This is a genomic window from Elizabethkingia sp. YR214, assembly GCF_003058195.1.
GTDB lineage: Bacteria > Bacteroidota > Bacteroidia > Flavobacteriales > Weeksellaceae > Elizabethkingia.
In genome coordinates this window covers 16,002-40,786 of sequence record NZ_QBUH01000005.1, presented here as the reverse complement: position 1 = coordinate 40,786, position 24,785 = coordinate 16,002, and the positions used below count along the sequence as shown (strand labels likewise).

The 24,785-nt window shown below is 36.2% G+C and carries 23 protein-coding genes; 9 read left to right on the top strand and 14 right to left on the bottom strand.

The window, feature by feature from the left end; genetic code table 11:
* Nucleotides 1–5: 5 nt before the first annotated feature.
* From C8J95_RS10925 to C8J95_RS10905, 5 genes are all read right to left on the bottom strand, one after another.
* Nucleotides 6–2,762: a TonB-dependent receptor domain-containing protein gene (locus C8J95_RS10925; protein ID WP_107808371.1), complete on the bottom strand. Its 2,757-nt coding sequence runs from the start codon at nucleotides 2,760–2,762 to the stop codon at nucleotides 6–8.
* 296 nt (nucleotides 2,763–3,058) lie between these two features.
* A complete protein-coding gene (locus C8J95_RS10920) occupies nucleotides 3,059–4,105 on the bottom strand; it encodes an NAD(P)-dependent alcohol dehydrogenase (protein WP_107808370.1) in 1,047 nt (348 codons plus the stop codon).
* 29 nt (nucleotides 4,106–4,134) lie between these two features.
* Complete coding sequence (locus tag C8J95_RS10915) at nucleotides 4,135–4,938, bottom strand: AraC family transcriptional regulator (protein WP_107808369.1); 804 nt, start codon at nucleotides 4,936–4,938, stop codon at nucleotides 4,135–4,137.
* 17 nt (nucleotides 4,939–4,955) lie between these two features.
* Nucleotides 4,956–5,357, bottom strand: coding sequence for a heme-binding protein (locus C8J95_RS10910; protein ID WP_107808368.1), 402 nt, complete (start codon nucleotides 5,355–5,357; stop codon nucleotides 4,956–4,958).
* A 77-nt stretch (nucleotides 5,358–5,434) separates the two neighbouring features.
* Entirely contained in the window at nucleotides 5,435–6,223 is a 789-nt protein-coding gene (locus tag C8J95_RS10905) for an SDR family oxidoreductase (protein ID WP_107808367.1), read from the bottom strand.
* A gap of 191 nt (nucleotides 6,224–6,414) precedes the next feature.
* Between C8J95_RS10905 and C8J95_RS10900 the strand changes: the two genes are divergently transcribed.
* From C8J95_RS10900 to C8J95_RS10885, 4 genes are all read left to right on the top strand, one after another.
* Entirely contained in the window at nucleotides 6,415–6,795 is a 381-nt protein-coding gene (locus C8J95_RS10900) for a hypothetical protein (RefSeq protein ID WP_107808366.1), read from the top strand.
* Between the two features lie 147 nt (nucleotides 6,796–6,942).
* The gene (locus C8J95_RS10895; RefSeq protein ID WP_249081945.1) at nucleotides 6,943–7,131 is read left to right on the top strand and encodes a YHS domain-containing protein; all 189 of its coding nucleotides are present in this window, start codon (nucleotides 6,943–6,945) and stop codon (nucleotides 7,129–7,131) included.
* Entirely contained in the window at nucleotides 7,128–7,817 is a 690-nt protein-coding gene (locus tag C8J95_RS10890) for an SCO family protein (RefSeq protein WP_107808364.1), read from the top strand. Before C8J95_RS10895 ends, C8J95_RS10890 begins: the two co-directional genes overlap by 4 nt.
* 23 nt (nucleotides 7,818–7,840) lie before the next feature.
* Entirely contained in the window at nucleotides 7,841–8,521 is a 681-nt protein-coding gene (locus C8J95_RS10885; protein ID WP_107808363.1) for a superoxide dismutase, read from the top strand.
* Between the two features lie 69 nt (nucleotides 8,522–8,590).
* Here C8J95_RS10885 and C8J95_RS18970 read toward each other — a convergent pair whose 3' ends face one another.
* From C8J95_RS18970 to C8J95_RS10855, 7 genes are all read right to left on the bottom strand, one after another.
* A complete protein-coding gene (locus tag C8J95_RS18970; RefSeq protein WP_255412781.1) occupies nucleotides 8,591–8,878 on the bottom strand; it encodes a hypothetical protein in 288 nt (95 codons plus the stop codon).
* Complete coding sequence (locus tag C8J95_RS18965; RefSeq protein ID WP_255412780.1) at nucleotides 8,879–9,313, bottom strand: MBL fold metallo-hydrolase; 435 nt, start codon at nucleotides 9,311–9,313, stop codon at nucleotides 8,879–8,881.
* A gap of 27 nt (nucleotides 9,314–9,340) precedes the next feature.
* Nucleotides 9,341–10,534 (bottom strand): MFS transporter, encoded by a 1,194-nt coding sequence (locus C8J95_RS10875; RefSeq protein ID WP_107808362.1) that lies wholly within the window; start codon nucleotides 10,532–10,534, stop codon nucleotides 9,341–9,343.
* A 142-nt stretch (nucleotides 10,535–10,676) separates the two neighbouring features.
* Nucleotides 10,677–11,252, bottom strand: coding sequence for a DUF417 family protein (locus C8J95_RS10870; protein WP_107808361.1), 576 nt, complete (start codon nucleotides 11,250–11,252; stop codon nucleotides 10,677–10,679).
* A 71-nt stretch (nucleotides 11,253–11,323) separates the two neighbouring features.
* The gene (locus tag C8J95_RS10865) at nucleotides 11,324–12,145 is read right to left on the bottom strand and encodes an AraC family transcriptional regulator (RefSeq protein ID WP_107808360.1); all 822 of its coding nucleotides are present in this window, start codon (nucleotides 12,143–12,145) and stop codon (nucleotides 11,324–11,326) included.
* 79 nt (nucleotides 12,146–12,224) lie between these two features.
* Nucleotides 12,225–13,745 carry a phosphoethanolamine--lipid A transferase EptA gene (eptA, locus tag C8J95_RS10860; protein ID WP_107808359.1) on the bottom strand — a complete coding sequence of 507 codons (1,521 nt, stop codon included), beginning with the start codon at nucleotides 13,743–13,745 and terminating at the stop codon, nucleotides 12,225–12,227.
* Complete coding sequence (locus C8J95_RS10855; protein ID WP_107808358.1) at nucleotides 13,690–14,559, bottom strand: phosphatase PAP2 family protein; 870 nt, start codon at nucleotides 14,557–14,559, stop codon at nucleotides 13,690–13,692. The genes eptA and C8J95_RS10855 overlap by 56 nt, the downstream gene beginning before the upstream one ends.
* A gap of 550 nt (nucleotides 14,560–15,109) precedes the next feature.
* Here C8J95_RS10855 and C8J95_RS10850 point away from each other — a divergent pair.
* Entirely contained in the window at nucleotides 15,110–17,497 is a 2,388-nt protein-coding gene (locus C8J95_RS10850) for a TonB-dependent receptor (protein WP_107808357.1), read from the top strand.
* Between the two features lie 82 nt (nucleotides 17,498–17,579).
* Here the strand turns inward: C8J95_RS10850 and C8J95_RS10845 are convergent, their stop codons facing one another.
* Complete coding sequence (locus C8J95_RS10845) at nucleotides 17,580–17,951, bottom strand: Fur family transcriptional regulator (protein WP_059323622.1); 372 nt, start codon at nucleotides 17,949–17,951, stop codon at nucleotides 17,580–17,582.
* A gap of 130 nt (nucleotides 17,952–18,081) precedes the next feature.
* On the opposite strand from C8J95_RS10845, the gene C8J95_RS10840 reads away from it, so the two are divergent.
* On the top strand, nucleotides 18,082–18,963 hold the full coding sequence (locus C8J95_RS10840; protein ID WP_107808356.1) for a helix-turn-helix domain-containing protein: 882 nt from the start codon (nucleotides 18,082–18,084) through the stop codon (nucleotides 18,961–18,963).
* Between the two features lie 19 nt (nucleotides 18,964–18,982).
* Here the strand turns inward: C8J95_RS10840 and ccoG are convergent, their stop codons facing one another.
* The gene (gene ccoG / locus C8J95_RS10835; RefSeq protein WP_107808355.1) at nucleotides 18,983–20,419 is read right to left on the bottom strand and encodes a cytochrome c oxidase accessory protein CcoG; all 1,437 of its coding nucleotides are present in this window, start codon (nucleotides 20,417–20,419) and stop codon (nucleotides 18,983–18,985) included.
* A gap of 459 nt (nucleotides 20,420–20,878) precedes the next feature.
* Between ccoG and C8J95_RS10830 the strand changes: the two genes are divergently transcribed.
* The 3 genes from C8J95_RS10830 (at nucleotide 20,879) to C8J95_RS10820 (ending at nucleotide 24,780) form a co-directional block, all read left to right on the top strand.
* Entirely contained in the window at nucleotides 20,879–21,466 is a 588-nt protein-coding gene (locus C8J95_RS10830) for a Crp/Fnr family transcriptional regulator (protein WP_107808354.1), read from the top strand.
* A gap of 53 nt (nucleotides 21,467–21,519) precedes the next feature.
* On the top strand, nucleotides 21,520–22,203 hold the full coding sequence (locus C8J95_RS10825; RefSeq protein ID WP_107808353.1) for an MBL fold metallo-hydrolase: 684 nt from the start codon (nucleotides 21,520–21,522) through the stop codon (nucleotides 22,201–22,203).
* A gap of 129 nt (nucleotides 22,204–22,332) precedes the next feature.
* On the top strand, nucleotides 22,333–24,780 hold the full coding sequence (locus tag C8J95_RS10820; protein WP_107808352.1) for a bifunctional YncE family protein/alkaline phosphatase family protein: 2,448 nt from the start codon (nucleotides 22,333–22,335) through the stop codon (nucleotides 24,778–24,780).
* Nucleotides 24,781–24,785: the final 5 nt, after the last annotated feature.

Sequence of the window (24,785 nt, the reverse complement as noted above, 5' to 3'; positions counted from 1 at the left end):
GTTTTTTAGATTTTGAATTTTACCCCCAGTAAATAGGTTTGTTTGTAATAATCTTTTCGGATAAGAGTTTCGTTATCAGATATTCTTTGATACGGAATGTTTTGGTTTTCGGGATTACTTCCTTTTATAAATAACTCCATCGGCGTATTTAAAAGATTATTAGCCTTTAAGAATATGGTTACTCCGTTTTTCAGTTTCTTTTCTATAGAAAAATCAAGCTGTACAAATCCTTTTTGCCAGATATCATTATTTAGGTATTGAGATATTGTATTAATCCTTTCACCAGTATAAGAACCTGCCAGCTGTGCATCCCAGCCATTTTGTACGTCCTTGTAAAGAAGTGAAAGATTGGCTATATGTTTACTTTGTCCATACAATGGTCTTTTCTGCATCACCTGAATGGTTTCCAAATCACCAGCCTGATTTCTTATTTTCTGACTTTTAGGTGTTTCAATATTACTATTGGTAAAGGTATAGTTGGCTTTGAATCCTATTTTGTTGAAGAATTTTATAACATCTACTTCTACACCAAAATTACGGGCAGTTCCAAAATTTCCGGGAGAATAGAAAATATCCTGTGGTCTTGTAGGGTCTGGCTGCAATGTATATTCGATAGGATCTTTAATGGTTTTATGGAATACGCCTATCATATACTGATCTGTTGCGTTCGGGAAATATTCGTATCTGAAATCCAGATTATCCGCCAAAGCTCTTTTCAAATCCGGATTACCTCTTTCCTGAAATTCTTCATATACAATTCTGGAAGGTACTATTTCATAAAATCCGGGTCTGTTGACAGAGCGAAAATACGTGGCTCTGAAATTTTGGTTATGGTTGAGTGTATATTTTAAACTAAGGCTTGGTAAATAATCTGTATACTTCTGATTCATTTCCGGTTTGGATTCTCCCTGAGGAAAATAGAGTTTGTACCCCTGATTGGTGTTTTCCATTCTTACCCCCCCGGAAACGTGTAGATTCTCAATCCGGGTATTGAACATTAGGTAAGCTGCTGTTGTTTTTTCAGTAGCATCGTAAGTTAAGGGGTTGGCTACCGCACCTTTTGGGTTTTGCACCTCATAATCTATATCTGTATAACCTTGATAATCTGTTCCCCATTGTGCCGTAGGATTTGCAGGTTTTAAGACATAGTTGTTGTAGAAGCTACTTCTTTTTTTATCCCGGTATAAACCACCAAATTTAATTTCGGATCTGTTACCCAAATCTATACCCAAATTCAGATATCCAGCGTAATCGTTATCTGTATTTCTTTGCCAGCTTCTACTGGCATCGGTAGGAGAGGTATGGTTTTCTGCGAAGTTTTTACGTACTCCTAAAGTTCCAAAAATGGCAGTGTCCGGAAGCTCATTGCTGGCAGACGATACTACTGCAGACCAATCCATATTCAATAACCCCGGTACCAGCCTATGCTCACCTTTTAATGTGGAGTTCCATACCCTTTGCTGTTGCAAACGGGTTCTGTTTTGATAGTTAATTGAAGCGTTTCCTAATGCAGGATCATAAACGGAATTAGAGAAATTGGTATTGAGGTTCTCTCTAAATTGAGTATCTCTAAGCTGTACAAATAAGTTATACAAAGAGAGGCTGTTATTTTTGTTGAATTTATAGTCTAATTTGGTATGTATCCCCAATCTTTGCTGGTTTTCATAATAGTTTCTGTCATTTAGAGAAGTAATCACAGCATACTTCATAACATCTACATTACTGGAATTAAAGAATTGGCTTTCTGTAAGGCGGCTATTATTCTGAAAACTTACAGCTCCGATGATACCCAATTTTTGATTGAAAAACCTCTTTCCGTAAGAAACACCACCACTAAAGTTAGGCATAGCAGTAACATTCTCTATTCTATAGTTGTTTCTTGGGAAGTTTGCATTTTTAGCTTGATAATTTTTACCTCCTAATTCGTAAGGAGAACGGAAATTAATCTGATCTGTTGGAAAGGTTTTAAATTTTCTGTCCATCAGCATCTGACTGTACCCTAATGCAAGGTTTACATTGATTTCCTCACGCGAAGGAGCATCTTTCATAACCATATTTATAGCTCCGCCTACTGCATCACCTTCCATATCTGGTAACAAAGATTTATAAACCTCTAATCTGTCTAATAGCTCTGCGGGAAATATATCCAAAGGAATATATCTGTTTTTACCATCCGGACTCGGTATCTTTACACCGTTTACCAATGTGTAATTATACCTTTTGTCCATTCCCCGAAGGATAGCATACTGTCCTTCGCCATTGCTGCTTCGTTCTACTGAAATTCCGGAAACTCTCTGGATTACATTGGCAACACTAATGTCTGGTGATTTGGCAATTGCTGCTCCCGAAACAATATTAACTACTTGAGGTAGTTTTTGCTCTCTTTTTCTGGCAAATGCATCGGAATCAGCTTTTTTGTTTCCTTTAACGCTAATCCGCTCAATCTCCTTTACTGTAGAAGTCCCCATAAATACTTCAACTTCATTCTTTTCCTCGGCAATAACAATTGTACTGTGAACTGTTTTAAAAGGATTGTAAGTAATGGTGTAAGTGTATTGTCCCGGAGAAAGATTTTTGAATTTAAATTCGCCATCCAGTCCTGAATAAGCTTTTTGTTTTCCGGGGAAGATCTGTACTTCTGCGCCGGTTACTACTTCTCCGGTTTCGGAGTTGAATATTTTACCTTTAAATTCCTGAGCCATTACCGCTGCTCCTGTAGTGCAGAGCGCAATGAACATAGTCTTTTGTAGAGCTGTTTTCATCCTCACTTTTTATAAAGGCAAAAGTATCGGTTAGAGGCTGAAACCCGATGAACAGGGCATGAATTGTCTATTAAGGAACTGTAAATGGAGGTGATGTAAAATGAATTTTTTGTTAAGCTTTTAAATTAATTTCAAGGATAAAGAAGTTCCCGGAAGATTAACAAGTTTAAATTAGAGTGGCTGATAACCTGTAGCTTAGTAGTAAAACATATTTTGTTTTATTTAGCAGCACTAAAGAGCTAAGCAAGTTTTGTAATAAAAAAGCTCCACATTTCTGTAGAGCTTTTAAATTTACATTAATTAGTTAATGTTTTACTGTCGATAACAAATCTATACCTTACATCGCCTTTAAGCATTCTTTCGTAAGCATTTGTTATATCTTTGATATCAATTAGTTCAATATCTGAAACTATATTGTTCTCTGCACAGAAGTCCAGCATTTCCTGAGTTTCTTTAATACCACCTATACCAGAGCCTGCAACACTTTTTCTTCCTCCCAGAAGTGGAAATATTCCTATTTGCATTGGTTTAGAAGGTGCTCCAACACATATATGAACACCATCTGTTTTTAATAATGAGATATAAAGATTCATATCATGTTCTGCAGAAACAGTATCTAAAATAAAATCAAAAGAACTTTTTACAGCTTTCAATTGCTCAGGGTCACTCGTTACAACAAAATGATGAGCTCCTAATTGTTTGGCATTTTCTTCTTTTGAAGGAGAAGTACTTAGAACAGTTACTTCAGCACCAAAGGCAACGCCAAATTTTACAGCCATATGTCCCAATCCTCCTAAGCCTAAAACGGCTAACTTATGACCTTTGCCTACCTTCCAGTGTCGTAGAGGAGAGTAGGTCGTAATCCCGGCACAAAGTAACGGGGCAGTAGCTGCTAAATCTAATTTTTCAGAAATATGAAGAACAAACTCTTCTCTTACCACAATAGTATCAGAATAGCCTCCATAAGTAGGATGTCCGCTGCGGTCAAGATTGTTGTAAGTCTGTGTATTTCCTTCCGCGCAGTATTGTTCTAAATCATTTTTACAGTTTTCACATTCCTGACAAGAGTCAACCATACATCCAACTCCTGCAAGTTCACCTACCTTGAAGTTTTTTACATGATCACCTACTTTTACAATTTTACCTACAATTTCGTGTCCTGGTACCATCGGAAATAATCCGGGAAACCAATCATTTTTTATTTGATGTAGATCCGAATGGCATACACCGCAATACATTATTTCAATTTGTACGTCGTGAGCCCCGACCTCTCTTCTTTCAAAATTCCAAGATGCTAAATCAGAATTAGGGTCTTGAGCTGCATAACCTTTTGTTTTAATCATAATAATAAGATTTGTTTATTCAAATGTAACTATATTTCGGAAGTCGTTTTACCAAACTTTTGCTTGAAAGTAAAATAAAAGTGTGAAAGATTTTCAAATCCCAAATCCAGATATATATCGGCAGGTTTTTGTTTCTGATGTTTAATCAGGTAATAAGCTTCGTCCAGACGTTTGTTCCGCAGCCATTGCTGGGGTGGAGAGTTAAATACTTTTTCAAAATCTCTTTTGAAACCAGAAAGACTTCTGCCGGTAAGTCTGGCAAAAGATTCTGTAGATACATTAAATTTATAATTAAGATTCATAAACTCTTCCAGATCTATTTTATGAGGCTGAGAGAAATCAAATAATAGATGTTTGAAATCAGGATTGCTTTGTAATAATAATTCAAGAGCTTCTCTTATTTTTAGATTGGCGAGATTAGAATCAATATTTATATTGTGATCAATATATGGAATCAGCGAAAGGAAATAATATTTCAGAAAATTGTTGGGTTCAAAGAATAGCTCCGGCATACTTTCGGAATGTCCCTCTGTTACAATTTTATGCTCCAATGCATATTGTTGTAATACTTCTTTATCCAGTGTGATAGATAAGAATTCATATTTACCTTCTTTTGAAGGATATTTTGTTGAACGAATCAGTTGATTTTTTCTTACCAGGACAACAGAACCTTCAGGAACTATGGTACTGCCCCGGGCATGTTGTGCATGAGTTTCTCCCGATAGTTGAAACCCCAGGAAATGTTCCGGAATAAATTCTTCCTGTCCTGTGTATTTTTCGAATGCACAGGAGTAGACCAGTTTATCAAATACTATATCCTTCTGACCTTCCATTTTGCTAATATCTTAAATTATAACGGGATATAAGTGCCAGCATAGGCAATTTCTTTATCCTGCTCAGGAGTTCCGCCGGAAACGCCTATTGCGCCAATAATATTCCCCTCTTTGTTTTTTAAAATCGTGCCGCCTGGTATAGTTAGTAAGCCATTATTGGAATTAATCATTCCGTATCCGTGTATGGATGTACCGGCAATCATACTTCCCATTATATCACTGTCGGTTCCGAACATTATAGCTGTTTTTGCTTTTTTTACGGCAAAATCTATAACACCATATACACTGTCCAATCTCGCAAGCGAAACCAGATGTCCTCCCGTGTCTACAATTGCAATACTCACAGGAATTTCAAGTTCTTTAGATTTTTCAATAGAAGCATTCATCGCTTTTACCGCTTCATTATATAATATATTCATTGTCTTTGTGTTTTAGTTAGTGTTTATGCTATACAGGCAGACGAAAATCTGCCTGTAAGTTTTAGAAAAGAGGTTAGTTAGCTTTTTGCATTCCAGGCATCAGCTTGTAATTGTTTTACAAAATCCTCCGTTTCCTTTGGATGTACATTTCTGAAGTTTGACTGATTATCAAGGGCTACATTTACAATCACTTCAGCCATAGATATAGGATCCAGTTGGTGAGCCAGAGAATCTGAGGCTCCGTCGAATGCCGAAGAAGGAGTGAAATTTACTTCAGGGTCATACCAGCGGAATATAGAATCCACTCCGCGGTCATTAAATCCTGTACCAAAAACTCCGGGATTGCAGGTTGCGACCTTAATACCGAAAGGTTCCAGTTCTGTTTTAAGTCCTTCTGCAATTGCCTCTAATGCATGCTTGGAAGCGCAGTAAGCGGCAACATAAGGAACCGTCCATAAGCCACCCATGGAGGAAGTGAATACAATTTTGCCAGATTTTTTAGCAACAAACTTTTTGATGAATCCTTGTGCTAATTCCAGTGCTCCGAAAACATTTACGTCAAACATTGAACGTATCAGATCCAAAGGCTGCTCTGCTATAGGACCTCCTTCCATAATTCCGGCATTGCTGATGAGGATATCTATGTCATATTTTTTATGAACATAGTCAATGTCACGCGGGTTGGTGATATCAAGTTTATCTACCGTTAGTTCGATTCCTTTTTCTTTAGCTTCCGTTATAAGATCACTCATCTGAGGATAGGTCTGGGCTGTAGCAATTACGTTGTGTCCTTTTTTAGCGAGTTCAAATGCTGCGATTTTACCAAAGCCACTTGCTGCTCCAGTAATTAAAATGGTCTTGCTCATATAAATTGTGTTTTAAATGTTATAAAGCAAAGTTGAACCAAATACTTATAAAATTTATTGCCAGAAAGTTCAGTTTTATATTGCTAGAAAGTTCATGTACTTAACGTTTATAATACCAGCGTATGACTTTCATCAGATAATGAATAAAAACAGATTTTGTATTTGTACCTTTGACTGACAAAAGTTGGTAATTGAAGTCACTTATTTCGATATTCATCATATTTACAATCGCATTACGCCCTGTATTGCCATTACTGGATTATGCCCTGAATTACGATTATATTGTGAGTAGACTTTGCGAAAACAGAAATCGTCCACAATTGGACTGTAATGGAATCTGTTATCTGTCCAAAGAGTTGGTAAAGGTATCTGGAAACTCTCCGAAACAGGAAAATTCCAAGATTAATATTTCCGGTTTTATAGATGCTTTTATTGTAAATGATACATTTACTTTTAAATCTTTACTTATGGGTATTACGCATAAAGTAAAACCAACCATTTATTACACCGATTTTTATGACTTTATCTCTCATTCCAAAATATTCAGACCTCCTTTGGTTTCATTATTTTAATTTTCACAGCAAGATGCTTTTAAGATGTAAAGCATTGGATTTTAGTTTAAAATTTATCGAAAAATAATGAAACAATATATATTGACGATACTGTGCTCAGTATCAATTTTCTCCTGTGCGAAAAAAGAGCCGACAGTAAAACATGTAATGAAAGCAGGAGAGGGACCTAACTTGAAAAATGTAAAGGTGGTAAATGAAGATGATCCGATCTGTCATATGAAGACTGCAGAATTTTTAAAAGATACAGCCGTTTATAAAGGAAATATTTATGGATTCTGTAGCGACAATTGTAAGAAGACCTTCAAGAAGAATCCTGATAAATATGTACAAAAATGAAAAGCAGAAGCAAGAGCAGGCCTCAGCAGTCTTCAAGGACTAAAATTGTAGTTCCGTTAATCATACTGGCAGTGGTATTTGTAACGATTGGTTTGGGAATAGGTTATTTTAAAAAAGACCTTTATACGGTAATGAAGGTTCCTGAATTTAATCTTACTGATCAGAATAATAAGAAAATTACGAACCACGATATGCAGGGGAAAGTTTATCTGGTAGAATTTTTTTATAGCCGCTGTCCTACAATTTGTCCTGTGATGAATCATAACATGCGACATATAGAAGATCAGATTAATAATCCGGATTTCGGAATTATTTCTATTAGTATAGATCCAACAAATGATACGCCGGAAGTATTGAAAAATCATGCTGCAATGATGGGTGCTAAATCTCCTAACTGGCATTTTCTAACCGGAGACAGAGATTATATCGGGAAAATAGCTGATCAGTTCAATATTTATGTTGGTGATAAAGAAGATCAGGCGGAAAGTCTTAATCACAGTGGAATGATTGCTCTGGTAGACAAAAATGGTAATATACGTAGCCGATATGGTAAAGACGGAATGCCCATTCTATACTATTCCGGACTGAACTATAAAGATCCCGAGGGTAAAGAAGCTGAGCTAAGTGGTAAATACCATCCGGACAGAGAACTTTTGATAGAAGACATAAAAAAACTTTTGAAATAACGAATCATAAAATACACAACACTATGAAATTATTTGGAGCAGCCGCACTAGGCTTTGTACTTGTGGCACAGCTGGTATCAGCACAATTTAAACAAGCACCGTTACCTTATGCTTATAATGCACTGGAAGGATCAATCGATGCGCAAACAATGGAAATACATTACAGCAAGCATGGCGCAGCGTATGTAGCAAATTTAAATAAGGCTATTGTCGGAACGCCATTGGAAAAGGAAAGTCTTGTGAAAATACTTTCTACAATTTCAAAACAAACTCCGGCGGTAAGAAATAATGCTGGTGGTCATTATAACCACGAGTTATTCTGGACAATCCTAACACCTGAAAAGAATACACAACCATCTGAAAAATTAGCAAAAGCCATTAATCAGTCTTTTGGAAGTTTCGACGCTTTTAAAGAAAAGATGAGCAAAGCCGGAGCAGATCGTTTTGGTTCAGGTTGGGCATGGCTTATTGTAACAGCGGATAAAAAGTTAGCAATTACCTCTACTGCAAATCAGGATAATCCACTAATGGATATTGCTGAGGTTAAGGGAATACCTGTATTAGGAATTGATGTATGGGAACATGCATATTACCTGAAGTATCAAAATAAAAGAGCTGACTACCTAAGTGCAATATGGAATGTGATTAACTGGAAAGAGATTAATAAAAGATACGAAGCTGCTTTAAGTGGTAAAACTGAGTAATTCATATCTTGATTATAAACTTTAAAAATCCACTACTGATTTTCAGTAGTGGGTTTTGTTTTTCCGGATTTAAAAGGAAAGAATCGGATATTCCATATCGTGATAAAATAAGATTTTCCAATTCTCTTCTTTTGCCTGTTTTTCCCATTTTATGCGATCTTGTAGCGCTTTTTTGCCATCAAAATCCGATTTATAAGCCAAATGATATTTAAAATAAGTACTCTGAGGCAAGTTGTCTGCGCCATAAAAAACAGTTTCTCCCGCTTCTTTTATCCAAAAAACCTGATGAAAAGGAGAGTGCCCTCCGGTTACTTCAAAAGATATTTCTTCCGTAATTTCTCCGCTGTTTTGATCCATTCATACAAGTTTTGAGTGCTGTGTAACAAAACGTAGTATATCTAAATCATAGGAAGGAGCACCTACTTTTGTAAGCGCAAAATTATACTCTCTTTCCTGAAGATAGATTTGGGCTCCCGGGAAATTTAATTCCATACCTTCCGGAGTTCTGTTCACCAGTCCGCTGATATGATCTTTATGGAGATGAGAGAGTAATATCTTACTTATTTGCTCTGGTTTTATTCCAGCCTCGGCAAGCTGTTGAAAAATTTTCTGTGTATTGTTTTGTTTCCATCCAATTCCAGCATCCAGTAATATATAGTCCTGTCCCGTGATAATAAGAAAGGGCTGAATGGCCATTTTTAATCCGGAGGATATACCGGCATTTTCTAATAATACAAATTCTTTTTGAGCATTAACTGAAAAGTTACCTTCTTTTAAAGGGATAATCTTCATGTACTTTTTATGTTTTTCGTAATTAATTTAATTTTGATTTACTCTGGTTCTTTTAATGGTAAGGAAGAATGTAATAAAAATAACAAACAGAAGAAACAAGATGAAACCTATCCACGAAGTTGCATGCAAAAGATAACCTGTTCCACTTCCCAGAACACTGGAACCAAGGTAATATACCAACCAGTAAATGGATGTGGCTGAACTTTTTCCTTCTTTAGCATGCATAGCAACCATTCTGCTGGCCATAGTATGTACTGCAAAAAATGAAAAAGTAAGCAATGCAAGACCTATGATAAGTATATAAATATGCTTGGAAAGTAACATTAATGCACCAATAAACATGCTGATAATAAAAGCTTTCAGAATATTTCCCGGTGCATGTTTTTTAACCAGCCTGCTGGTAGCCATGGTGCCAAATACACCGAAAGTATACATTAGAAAAATAAAGGCAACAAAAATATGATGCAATGAGAAAGGTGGAGCTTCCAGGCGGAATGTAAGATAATTGTACACACTTACAAATACGCCCATCAGTAATGCTGCAATACCGTATAGTCTAAGCATATAGGGATCAGAGAGAAATCTTCTCATCTGTTTGAACTTCTGGATAAAATCAGTTTTCTGTGGCGTGAAGAAAAGTGATTCCGGGAAAAATTTCCAGAATATTAATCCAAGTAATAAGCTTTCAATTCCTATAACCAGAACAGCCGTTTGCCAACCCAGTTCTCCAGAAACAATTGTAGCGAGTATTCTTCCGCTCATTCCTCCAATTGTATTACCACTTACATACATGCTAATGGCAAGTCCAACGATCGCCAGATCTACCTCTTCGGTTAGATAGGCGAGGGCTACAGCCGATACACCGGAAATTACAAAGCCCTTAATAACTCCGATTGCAATTAATAAGGTAAGGCTTTCTATATAGGCTGAGATGATAGTAAGTACAGCTGATGTGACCAATGAAAAGACCATTAATTTTTTTCGTGAAAACTGATCTGCTTTGAATGCAAAGAAAAAAAGGCCTAGTGCCATTCCTATTGTGGCTGACGACACAAGTAGTGAACTATCGCCAACAGAACGGTTAAAATGTACTGCAACCATCGGAAGTAAAGGCTGGAACAGATAAATCTGTGCAAATACAGAAAGCCCCGAAAGAAAAATACACAGTTTAATATTATTAAAGCGTTTGCTGTTTTTTTTAGCCTTTACAATTGTATTCATTTTAGATGTCCGTAAGAAAACTAACGTTATAGAGACGTCTTAGCTACGGTACTACTAATTTCTGTATATTTTCTAAATATGAAAAGCACTTTATTTGTAGATTATCTATACAGCATTTAGATAATTTTAATGGCTACAATATTTAAGCTAATCTTTTCAAAAGTTGTTTTGCAGATTCTGACGCCATAACGAGGCCTGCAGCCATCATAATAATATCCTTCAGAACTAATCGTCCGGCACCGGAAAGATAAGGGAATCCATATTGAGGGGTAGAGAAGTCCCCACCCAGATTAGGAACATACACTTCGGGAGTGGTGATAAGGAAAGATAAGGTCACAAGCGACATCAGAAAAGTAAGAATACCTCCCGCTATCCCAGACCATTGAGACCAGATACCACCTAAGTTTAGTAAACCGATTAGTACTATAACAGTTCCTAGTCCGTATGCGAAGATATAAGTGCCGTTGGCTTTATTCCATTCAATATTTTTTTTAACCGTTTTTCCTTCAGGATTTTTGTGCTCTTGATATTCCGGAGCTTTTTTCTGGTATAAAAAGTTCATAAAAGGACTGTTGGCTACAAAGGGAACAATACCATCTGCTTCGTATTGGAAGGCTTTCAATCCGCCAATCCATGCCATTACAATGAAAACAGAAATGCGAAGAATATTGATGAAATAATGCTGTCCATTGGCCAGGAAGTGAAGTAAGTTTTTCATTTTCTTTTTTTACAACAAAGCTATAGTCTGAAAGATCCTGATAAAATGGACAAATTCGTTTTTGTCGTGTACTATTCCGCTACAATGGAAATTCCTGTTTTGGTTCTGAATTCTGATGGTGACACGCCAACATTCTTTTTAAAATAGCGGCTGAAATAATGTTCGTCCTGGAAATTTAATTGTACAGCAATTTCCTTTATAGAAAGACGGGTAAGATGTAATAGCTTTTTAGATTCCAGAATTACACGCTCCTGGATAAATACAGAAGGTGTTTTACCTAGCTGATTTTTTATTTTTTTACTAAAAGTATCTGTACCGAGATGCAGCTTGTCTGCATAGAAGTTGACTGATTTTTCCTGAGCAAAATTTTCTTCCAGTAATCTCTGAAATTCATTTCCTTCATAATTTCCCTCCGTATGCAGTATAACCAAACTCTCGATATGTGTCTTTTTTACTTTACTTGAAAGTGCCAGAATAAGCTGTAGATAAGCTTTTATTACGGCTTCAGATAGATCGGAATGATTGTCGAGTTCCTTTTTTATTTTCAGAATAATTCCTTCAATTTCTTCAAAAAATTCCTGACTTAGGCCAACGTATGGTAACAGGTAAATATTATTGAATAACAAGCCATTGCAGGCAACTTCGTGTTTATGATATTCTATACAATAGAAATCTCCGTGAAACAAAAGTTGAATTACCAGTGAATCCGTTGGTTTTGTCCATGTAATATGCTGATATGGACTCAGGAATAACAATGCAGGAGTTGTTATTTCATAAGCGGTGAAATCTACAATAACCTCAGATGGATCATGGATTAGGAAAATCTGATAAAAAGCTTTATGTTCAGGCCTCTGAATTGTTCTGGTCGTAATGTTGTTGATCTGAATCAGCATACTAAAGACACTATTTTTTAGGAATAAATTACTGCCTAAAGTTATCGATTATCATTTTTTTAACCAGAGAAAAATTTTATTATTTAAAAATATTCATTTTCTCATCGTAAATAGGGCTTTGCACGCCTAAAAAGTTTAGAACACTGTGAAAGACATTATTCTGAGAGAGTGTATTATTAGGCTTTAGTTGCTTTGAACCATCAGATGTCCAAACTATAAAAGGAATTTCATATTGCTCTTTTGGAGCAATACTGATAGGAACACCATGCATGTATAGATTTTTTTCACCTAAAGATTCTCCGTGATCCGAGACATACATCATGGCACTGTTGTAACCATTTAGTTGTTTTAGATCTTCAATTATACTGTGTAGAATATAGTCTGTATAAACAATGGTATTGTCATAAGCATTGATGAGCTCTTCTTTGGAGCAATTTCCTAATTCTACACTATTGCATACAGGTTTAAAAGCTTCAAACCTTGTGGGATACTTCTTACTGTAGGTAGGGCCATGGCTTGTACTGGTGTGCAGAACAATTAGTATTTTATTCTTCTTACTAGCCATTATTTCTTCTTTTAAACCATTTAAAAGAACGCCGTCATATCCACAATCTTCACCTTTACACTTTGCTTCCAGACTTTCTTTGCTCTGGTAGTTTTTGATGTGTACAGGAGGTTCGCCCCAATTGGTTGTTTTCCAGATTACATCTACATCATTTCGGTACAGATAATTTGGCAGGATTTCATAGAGATCATCTGTATTTTTATGCTCCAAAATACATTTTACTCCAGCAGTAGTGTAGGTTGCACAAGATGTAGCATTATAGCTGTGTACACCAGGAGTTTTGGAAAGTAATGGATTGGTGTTTTTTCCATAGCCATACAGCGAGAAATTCTCTCTTCTTGCGGATTCTCCTATAACTAAAATCATTACAGACTTCTGAGTATCCTTTATAGTAGCATTAGGTAATAGTATTTCTTTTTCATTCTTTTTGTAATCGTGGATATAGAAGAGAGAAAGGTTTACCGAATACGACCAGGGCATTGCAAGGCCACCCAATGTCTTTGAATTTTTATCAATCCATAGCCAGTTACTTGCATTGGCAAATGCTAAGATAACCATGAATAGTAAAGTGAGTGAAGAGGTAATCAGAAATTTCTTTGGTTTCTCCTTTATAATCCTTGCTTTAATGATAACAATAGAAGGGAGTATTCCAAGTATAACAAGGTATAAGATCAGTTTAAAAGAGAAAAAGCTGCTGGACTCTTCGTAATTGGTATTGAGTATATTACCAATCATGCTCTCATCTATTATTACACTATAGGTATTGATAAAATAGACAGCCAGAGAATTAATAATAAAAAATAACACCAGTAAAACTTTCCCTACAATACGAGAGAGAAAGAGGATAAGATAAAAAGTAAAAAAATTTGCGGCCAGCATTAGTATGACCAGACTTATAATAATACTTACGCCGCTAAATGTTTTATAGTCAACATTACCTACAACAAACTTGAAAAACGGAAGATGGAATAATAGAAAATTAAGAAAGCTTATTAATAATGAAAAATCTCGTAATTTTAAATCTCTTTTTAGCATATATATTGGTAATTATATGAAGTACAATCATAAGATTAATTAGTGATAAATAAAATATGATCAACTTTTCATTAATAAGCTTATTTATTAAAACAATACTACAAATTGCAATAACTAACATGAAAATAGGATAATACCTTTTATCACTTATCCATGTCCATGTTTTATATTTCTGATTGATAAATATACCTAAAATTCCCGATAGATAGCCTAGTACACCGCCTATAATAACATCTAAAGGATAATGTGCACCAACGCCCACTCTTGTAAAAGCAATCATCAGTCCCGCAAACGTAAATGTTGCTATCCAGATAATTTTATAATTTAGTTTTTTAGGCATAAATGAAAATAATAAAACTGTAAGGATCGTAAAAATAGTGATAGAGTGCCCGGAAGGTAAACTATTATGCCCCGATAATGTTTTTCCTATAATAGTGAAGCTATTATTATCAAAGACTGCAGCCGGTCTTGGTACAGCAAATAACGACTTTATAGGGGTGCAGAAAATTGCTGAAATTATTGAAGCTGTTATTAATGCACCCCATACTTTTGGCGCATAGACAATGAGAATAGTTAAAAATGATAAAAATACAAGTGCATCGCCCAACTGGGTAAGATTGTACTGCACACTTGGATATTGTGATAATTTGGAGTTGATCAGAAAAAATAAAGGTGTCTGAAGCTGTATATAGGACTCAATATTTAGAGATCCTCTAACGTAAAGAAAAAGAACAGCTAAAGCAACCAGAATCACCGGCACATAAAATAAATATTGAGGAAGTTTAATGTGATTGTAAGTAGTAGTTTTGTGCATAGTGTTTAATTTTTAATCTAGTCTTCTTTATTGGTTGTAATATACACAATATTAATTAATTAAATTGTAATTTTATTGTTACTTGTATACTCTATTTTTATTTTTGTTTAATTTAAATGTGACTTTTACACTACACTAACCTATGGCATTATATTTTTGCAAAAATAGGATGCGCTAGACTTAGTTGTGTATTATTTAATGTTCATATTACAAGAGATTTAGGTTTAATAAGTTCATATTAGCTTAATATTTCTTCATCTTCTCTTACTTATAATGCTGCAAATAAACTATAATGTCCTGGAAAATTTAAATTTAAATGACGAACGGGCATATAGAGATGACGTAATGGGTTTATTGAATATGAAATGCTAAAAATGTATTTTTAGTATCTATTTTATAAGTTCATTATCAGAAGTGTTGTCTATTTATTTTACTGATTTCTAAAGTGAAAAGACATAAAGGAGGAAATATTCCATTTCAATAACGCAACAATGTTGCGTTATTGAAATGGAATTTATAGCTTTGTCCCCATATTAAAATATGATTATACATGAAGAATGCCGTTATTTTTTTAATGGGGAGTTGTTTTATTCCATACACTTCTGCCCTGAAAGCTCAGGAAAAAGTTACCGGAAAAGATCCGGTAAAAAATATTGAGACAGTCAATGTCTCCGGAAAACAAAACCTGAATGCACTGACTGTACCCAGGAAAACCTTAGATTTTATACAATCCGGAACACTTGGTGAAACATTAAGTAAAATTCCGGGAATTCAGAATTCTTATTACGGACCCAATTCTGGAGCTCCTGTAATTCGAAGTCTTAGCGGAAACAGAGTAAGAGTATTGGAAAACGGAGTTGCAGTGAATGATCTTTCAGGGATTAGTCCGGATTTAAATATTGATACTGAGATCAATAATGTACAAAGTATTACAATATATAAAAGTTCGGCAGCAGTATTGTATGGTGGTAAAGCTATTGGTGGAGCTGTTGATTTGGAAACCGATTATATACCACGACAACTCCCTGCAAAAGCTTTCGAATTCAGAGGTTATTTGGAAGGTGGAACTAATAGTGGGCAGAGACAAGGATTTTCAGCCAAAGGTAAAGTTGGGAAAAACTGGGCATGGACGATAGGTGCAAACAATTATAAACAGGACGTTGTTCGGATTCCCGGATCTTCTAAGGATCCTCGTTGTTATGATCCCCAACTGGTAGGGTTTGACAGCGGATTACAGGCAATGTGCCAGTTGGACGTACGTTCCAGAAATGTACTCAATAAAAGTCTTTTTCCTTATATAGACCAGTTTGCGAAAGATCATTTTGTAGAATATGAACTTTCGGAAGACGATCTTTATACTTTCAGGCCAACTTATAGAAATTCGAAAGACGGAAAAGATTATCCAAATCCTAAAAACGATCTATACATCCCCGGACAGGATGCTGCAAAAGACCGTTACAAAAGAGAGGTAAACAGTATAAAAGATTTAGGTCCTGTAAAAGATGGCGAGATTACAAACAGCCATTCGGAGAGCAACTCTTTTCATATTGGTACTGGTTATGTAGGAAAAGCCTTTTATGTAGGAGCAGCTTATCAGAATTCTTACTCTTATTTTGGCGCTCCTGGCTATGCAATGCCAAAGATGCCCGAGCATTCGCATGGCAATAAACCTCAGGAAAAAATTGACTATCTTCCTATTAATGTAATGAGCTTAACGCATAAGGCTATGCTGGAATCTGCCTACAAATTCCGAAACTTTCCCTTGGCCAGTATAAAACTGAGTTATATGGGAGTATTTTCTGAGAATACAGAAATGCTGGGTAAAAGAAGAGCTAATCAACTTGATGTAAATCAGCACAACGGACGTTTAGAACTCGTACAGCAAAAGATGAAATTCTTAACAGGAACAACAGGTGTGGAAGTACAATTCCGCGAAATGGATGGCAGCGGAAACCTACGTTATTTACCCAACAATGTCAGTCGTGAAATAGGATTCTATACGATGCAGCACCTTAACTTCAATTTTCTTGAATTCGATTTGGGATATCGCAACGACCATGTACAGAGAAGAGCAGATGCGGATAAAAACTATGTAAGAAGCCGTGGCATGTCTGGAGGGAAGCTCTCTGACAGAGATTTTACACTAAATCAATATCATGCAGGTATGACCTGGAATATATTTAAGAAAGGTTACCTTAAAGCGCAGTATAATCACTCTGAAAGGGCTCCCGAAATAAATGAACTTTATGCCGGAAACAATCATTATGCATTGATGGTAGAAGAAAATGGAGATGACAGACTAAACAAAGAGGTTGCTAAAACATGGGAAATTGGCGGGGGACTAAATCTGAAAAATGTACGACTGGCAGCTAGCTGGTATCATACGAAATATGATAATTATATTTATCTGGCTCATACAGGAATCTCCAGAGCCGGAGGATTTTCGGTAAAAGAGTGGCGTAGTGATAATACAGAAATCAATGGTATTGAGGCGGAAGCAGCATACAAATTTGATCTGACTAAATTCGGGAAGTGGGAGGTTGGTTCCTATTTCGACTTGGTACGAAATATAAGTGTAGCCGATTCTTCCATCAGAAAATGGAGTGATGGAGATTATATGCCTAACATGCCTACCAGCAGATTTGGATTTAATTTGGCAGGTAGTATTGATAGATTCAGTCTTAATGTGTCTTTGGATCATTATATGAAACAAAAATATCTTGGGAAAAACATCAATCCGGAACTTCCTATGCCGGCATACTCGCTTTTAAATGCCCGTATTTCTTATGAAAGCACACTGAGTAATTTCAATATTGAATATTATGTTACCGGAAATAATCTGCTAAATGTTGAAGCCAGACCACAAAACTCACCGCTGAAATTTCTGGCACCGTTACCAGGTATTAATATTTCTGTAGGTGTAAAGATAAAAGTGTAATATAATGTTATTACAAAAAAGCCTTGTCAGTTTTAAACTGACAAGGCTTTCTATTAGATTTAAATTCTAATGTTATTAATTACTATTTAACACATCTCGGGCAAACGCCAGATAATACGAAGTTCATATCCTGTACTTTGTATTCCTTAGGCAGCTTATAAACAGGCTCTACATCTTCCAGACACGAAACTGTTCCGCATTGTGTACAGCTAAAGTGTGCATGATTATGATGGTGCTGTGCATCACAATGATGACAGGCAGCAAACTTCTGATGGCCGTCTATATTAATAAAGCGGTGTATATGTCCTTCTTCCGTTAATCTGTCCAGTACACGGTATATGGTAACTCTGTTGCACAATCCTGCCACCATTTTTTCTATTTCAGAATGAGACAGCGCAACTTCAGAGTGATCAATCAGTTCCAGAATTTTTGCTTTGGCAATCGTGTTTCTCATTTTTTTGAATATTTAATTTGCAATAGCGTTGCAAATGTAAAGATAAGCTTTATTTTTCACAGTGAAATGAATAAAAGAATATCCCTATAGTTAAGGGATTTTCACTACTTTTAGACTCTGAATTTTCACTATGGATTCTATCTCTGTACTTCACATGAGTCTCTTTCAGGAGAATAATGCGGCTTCTGGTTTTTATTTTAATACCATGAAGGGTCATCTAAAGAGTAGTCACAAACATATTGAAAAGCCTCATCGCCATGATTTTTATGTAACTGTACTATTTACGCATGGAAGCGGAGTGCATGAAATAGATTTCCAAAGCTATGATGTCTTGCCCGGTAGTTTATTCTTCCTTTCACCTGGACAGATACACAGTTGGGAGCTTTCGGATGATACGGAAGGTTATATTTTCTTTTTTTCACAGGAATATTATAACATGCATTATGTGAATCAGAAACTAAAAAGCTTTCCTTTTTTTGCTTCGGTATCTTTTCCCAGAAAACTCCAGTTGGATACTCAGAACTTGCAGAAAATTAATTCCCTGTTTACAGATCTTCAGGAAGAAAGTCTACAGGAGAACCTGATGCAGAAAGAGAATATTCTGGCTCTTATCACGAGGATTTATATTCAATCTACAAGACTATTTTCAAGAGATCAGCAGCTACTAAACTCAGGTAGTGTTTTTTCATATATCCGTCATTATCAGGAATTCGAATCGCTTTTAGAAGAGCATTTCCTGACGCAGAAGTCCAGCTCGTATTATGCAGATTTGCTGGGAATAACGGCCAAACACCTTAATCGTATTACGCAGACAGTGGTACAAAAAAAGGCTTCCGATATTATCACCGAAAGGGTAATACTGGAAGCCAAAAGAATGTTGATTTATGTGGACGAAAGCCTTACAGATATTGCTTTTAAACTGGGCTTTGAGGAGTACTCCTATTTCTCCAGAGTATTTAGTAAAAATACAGGGGAGACTCCTTCGCATTTCGTTCTGAGACATAAATCATAGAAAAACATTAGAAATATAATTATAAAGCAAATTTGAAAGGACCTTCGAAAGTCGTATTGTAAGAGGTAATCATTTTTCCTTTTTCATCAAAGATGCCTATTGTAATATTCTGCTTACTTAGTCGCATTTCTTTTTCCGGAAAGGCTATACTGATATTCCCTTTTATAATTTCATTTTCTTTCAATATTATTTTTACAGGACCATAATAGGTAATAGTCGCATTCGCCGGATCCAATACTTTAATGGTGATAACCTTTTTAGAATTCTCCTTATTCAGGAATGTATAAGTGTAAAGGTTATTTATTTTTCCTTCATTTATCTGGAAGGTAGTTCCGGGAACTTTCAGGAATTTGGCTTCCATGCTTCCTCTGTCATACATCAGATAGCCCACAAGTCCGATTAATAAAGATAGTGCAACAGTAGTGGCCTTCATTCTTGGTGTAAATCTGAACTTCGTACCAGCTTCTATTTCTTGTTCTGTAGCATAGCGTACCAGTCCTTTTGGTAAACCTACCTTTTCCATGATTTCGTCACAGGCATCAATACAAGCAGTACAGTTAATGCATTCCAGCTGTTGCCCGTTTCTAATATCGATCCCTGTAGGGCATACAACTACACACTGATTACAATCTATACAATCTCCTTTTCCCAGAGCCTTACGATCCTCATTATTTCTCCATTTCGAACGGTTTTCACCTCTTTTGTAGTCATAATAAACATTGATGGTCTGCTTGTCAATAAGTACTCCCTGTAATCTTCCGTATGGACATATTAGTGTACATACCTGTTCTCTAAGCCATGAAAAAACAAAGTAAAATAACCCTGTAAATACAATCATTACAATAAAGTTTACAGGATTTGCTACTGGACCTTCCTGCATAATTTTAAAAACTTCTTCATAACCTACGATGTACATAAACATAAAATGTGTGATGATAACCGCAATTAGTAAGAATACAGACCATTTCAGAAGACGTTTTCTTATTTTTTCGGCATTCCATTCCTGCTTGTCGAGTTTCATCTGTTTGTTACGATCTCCCTCGATCCAGTATTCTATTTTACGGAATACCATTTCCATAAAAATAGTCTGTGGACAAAGCCAGCCGCAGAAAATCCTCCCGAATACAATACTGAAAAGCATTACGAATATTACAGATGTCACGGCACCAATAGCCAGAATAAAGAAGTCCTGAAGATAAAAAGGCTGTCCGAAAATAAAGAAATGTCTGTCCAGGATGTTGAACAGAAAGAACGGATTATTATTGATTTTCAGAAAAGGAAGTATGAAAAATATGCCTAACAGTGCATAGCTGGTATAATCCCGGTAATTGGTGAATTTTCCTTTTGGCTTTCTGGGAAAAACCCATTTTCTTTTTCCGGTTTTGTCCATTGTTCCGACTTCGTTACGGAAACTTTCTTCCTGAAGATCTACAGGCGCCTGGAATTGAGTATTCATTACTTTTCTTATTTTCTGAATTCAGATAGTAGGGAAGAGCTGGTAGTAGATTTACTGGATTATTCCCTGTTTTTCTGATATTATTGTTCCTTATGCAAAGCTCCTAATTATAAGATCAGACCACTAACATTATATTCTTATGGAATTGTACAATTCGGACATTTTAACAAAATGGGGTATGATATAGATCATGGAGAATCTCCCTACTTGAGTAAGATTTATGCTGTTGAGCTTTTATTAATTATTAGAAGTTAGTAGCTAAGAGGAACAATTATCCCCAAAATGGAAACAATTAGCAATTGGAAAGTTAATGTTTGGAAATGGCTAGATAGAGTGAATACAAAAAAGTAGCGAGTGCAGCTTTTTTGGATGTACAATAATTGTTAGATTTGGGCACTTGATTAAGTGTTTACCTCGCGGAGTGTTATGAAGAAAATGAAATGACGAAAAGATTACGAAATGACTAAAGTATTTGAAAATTATTTATCTTCAATAGGAGGACTTTCGGCCGATGAAATTAATTTTTCCTCACAGTTCTTCAAACCAACCTTATTAAAAAAAAGTGATTTTTTCATTCGTGAGGGTGAGTATTGCCCTTATATTGGATTTATCGCTAATGGTGCTGTAAAAGCTTTTGCTATAGATAAAGAAGGAAAGGAAAATATAACCTGCTTCAAATTTGAAAATGAATTTATCACTTCATTTCAGGAGTTTATAACACAGCAAAAATCAAGAAGGAGTATCAGGGCTATTGAAGATAGTATAATTTATAGGATAAGCTACCAGGACTATAAGGGTCTTATTGATCGGGTGAGCACTTGGAACAGGGTTATTAAATTGGTGATTGAACAGGAATATAACCAAAAGGAACGTTATATGCTTAATTACAATAATAAAACGGCTGTAGATAAATACTATCATATCCTCTCTAACGAACCGATGCTCGTTAAGCGTATCACGACGCAGGATCTGGCATCCTATTTGGGCATCACACAGCGATCGATTACACGGGCGAAGGGACAGATACACAGGCCTAATGTATTATAGGACAAATGTCCTTATTTTGGTGTGATCAGCGGTGTAGATTTACACAAAAAAATATGTTACATCAAATTGCTCCCGAAGTATTTCAAATTTCCCTGATGCCACGAAATAGTATAAACTGCTATATTATTGAAGGTGTATTGGTGGACTCAGGAATAAGAAGTTCTTATACCATTGTAAAGAAAGCTCTTCAGAAAATCCCCGTTTATCAACATATACTTACGCATGCGCATGCAGATCATCAGGGCTGTAGTGATCAGATATGCGCTGAGTTCTCAATACCTTTGCTCTGTCATCCTGATGAAGTTTTTAGGACTGAAACAGGTATGGTAACCACCGATTATCCCAATCCACAGCATTGGATAGCCAGACTTCAGCAAAAATTCTGGGCAGGTCAGGGACATACAGTAGAACGGACAATTGGTGAAAATGATAAGATCGGAAATTTTAGCATAATAGAAACGCCCGGACATTCACAAGGTCATATTTCTTTATTCCGTGAGCAAGATGGCGTGTTGATAATAGGAGATGTGGCAACAAATATGAATCTGCTTACGACAGCGACAGGTCTACGACTTCCACCAAATATATTTACCACTGATCAGCAGCGCAATATCGAATCCCTTCAGAGGTTAGCAAAACTAAATCCTGCCATTATCTGTTTTGGTCATGGACCAATCATGAAAAATACAGAAAGGCAGTTTGAACAATTTGTAGATAAATGCAGTACAGCTTTTTAAAGATAGGTCCTGATATAATTTATCTTATTTCCAATGTTATCTTGAGCCATCTTCGTGGTCAATATTAAATTTATTTTAATTTTAAAATATACTGTTTAGCCCACCTTATAAGTTTCGTAAATATGTCTTATGAAAAGAATAAGCGTCTTAACTCTCAGTACCAGTTTACTAATTTCCTCTCAATTGGTTTTCGCTCAGGATAGAATTACTGCCGAACTGGAAAGCCGTAAAGTAGGACTCCCAAACGGATGGACATTAAGTCCTGTTGGAAAGCAGATTGAACTGGGTGATCTCCCATTGAATTTGGTGATTAGTCATGATAAAAAAATTGCAGCAGTTACTAATAATGGACAAAGTACACAGACTATAGACCTTATTGATCTGTCCTCGCAACAAAAAATTGATAGTATAGAGATTCCTAAATCGTGGTACGGGTTAGCATTTTCTAGTGATGATAATACATTGTATGCCTCGGGGGGTCATGATAATATGATAAGGATATACAGTATTAAAAATAGAAAACTTGCTCCAAAAGATTCTATTGTACTGGGGAAACCATGGCCAAACCGAATAGGTATTGCAGGCTTAGCAGTTAATGACAGAAAACAACAACAGCTGTATACAGTTACACGCGAGGACAAAAAGCTTTATGTTATAGATCTGAAAAGTAAGGCTATAAAATCGAATTTTGATCTTGGTGCCGAAGGCTATGCCTGTATACTGACTCCGGATGCGAAACAGCTTTATATAAGTGTGTGGGGTGCAGAAAAGATTCTGGTTTGGGATGTGTCTTTAAATAAAGTTACCAAAGAAATTGCGGTAGGCAATCATCCCAATGAAATGACCTTTAGCAAAAATGGCAAATGGCTGTTTGTTGCAAATGCAAATGACAATTCAGTTTCTGTTATTAATACTAAAGAAGGAGCAGTTGTAGAAACATTGAATGCAGCATTGTATCCCAATGCACCAAGCGGATCAACAAGTAATGGTGTTGCCTTGTCTGAAGATGGTAAAAACTTATATATTGCAAATGCAGACAACAATTGTTTGGCTGTATTTGATGTAAGCAATCCGGGAAAATCTGTTTCAAAAGGTTTTATTCCGGTTGGTTGGTATCCTACAAATGTGAAGGTTGTGGGAAAAACAATTTTAGTTACCAATGGTAAAGGACTATCATCAAAGGCTAATCCTAATGGACCTAATCCAACGGACCAGAAAGAAAAAGTAGATCGTCATTCAGGAGATCAAAGTAAGCCTAAAGAGATACAGTACATTGCGGGACTTTTTAAAGGGACCCTAAGTTTTATTCCAGATCCGGATGCTGAGCATCTTGCCGCATATTCCCGTGCAGTGTATAAAAATACACCCTATTCAAAAGATAAAGAATTACTTACTGAAGGGGAAGCTGGAAATCCTATTCCGATGAAGGTAGGGGAGGCTTCACCGATTAAGTATGTTTTTTACGTCATTAAAGAAAACCGTACCTACGATCAGGTACTGGGTGATGTAAAGCAAGGGAATGGTGATCCATCACTTTGCTTGTTTGGAGAGAAAATAACACCTAATCAGCACAAAATTGTGAATGAATTTGTGCTACTGGATAATTTCTATGTCGATGCAGAAGTTAGTGCGGACGGTCACAATTGGAGTATGGGAGCGTACGCTACTGATTACTTAGAAAAGACCTGGCCTTCAAGTTATGGAGGCAGAGGTGGTACTTATGGTGGGGAAGGCGAGCGTGAAATAGCAAATAATAAAGGAGGTTTTATATGGGATAATGCCAAAAAGCATCAGGTATCTTACCGCACTTATGGAGAATTTGCAGACAAAGGAAAACCAAATGTAAAATCTCTGGAAGGTCATGTAGCACCAGGTTATACCAGTTACGATCTGAGTGTAGCGGATACGACTCGTTTTAGTCAGTGGAAAACGGATTTCGATCAATTGCTTAAAGGAGGCAAAATGCCACAGCTAACAACAATCCGTTTTAGCAATGATCATACGGAAGGAATGCGTGCTGGCAAGAAAACGCCTTACGCTCATGTAGCCGATAATGACCTCGCTGTAGGGCAATTTGTTGACTATATAAGTAAAAGTTCTATTTGGAAAGAATCCGCGATTTTTATTCTGGAAGACGATGCCCAAAATGGCCCGGATCATGTGGATGCCCACCGTAGTCCTGCTTATCTTATAAGTCCATATGTGAAAAGAAAATCTGTAGACCATACTATGTATTCTACATCGGGTATGATCCGTACTATAGAACTCATCTTAGGTATGAAACCGATGACGCAGTATGATGCAGCAGCTACTCCTATGTGGAGATCATTTACAAGTCAGCCTGATTATACAACATTTGACCATCTTAAGGCAAACATAGACTTGAATGAAAAAAATCCGACAAAAGGAAAGTTAGCAGTACTAAGTGATAAGTATGATTGGTCCAAAGAAGATGCCGTCCCGGATTTGGTATTCAATGAAATCCTTTGGCAGGGACTAAAAGGAACATCGGCACCATCCCCTAAAAGAGCGGCTTTCCTAAAAGTAAATAATAAAAATGAGGATGACGATGACTAAAAAGC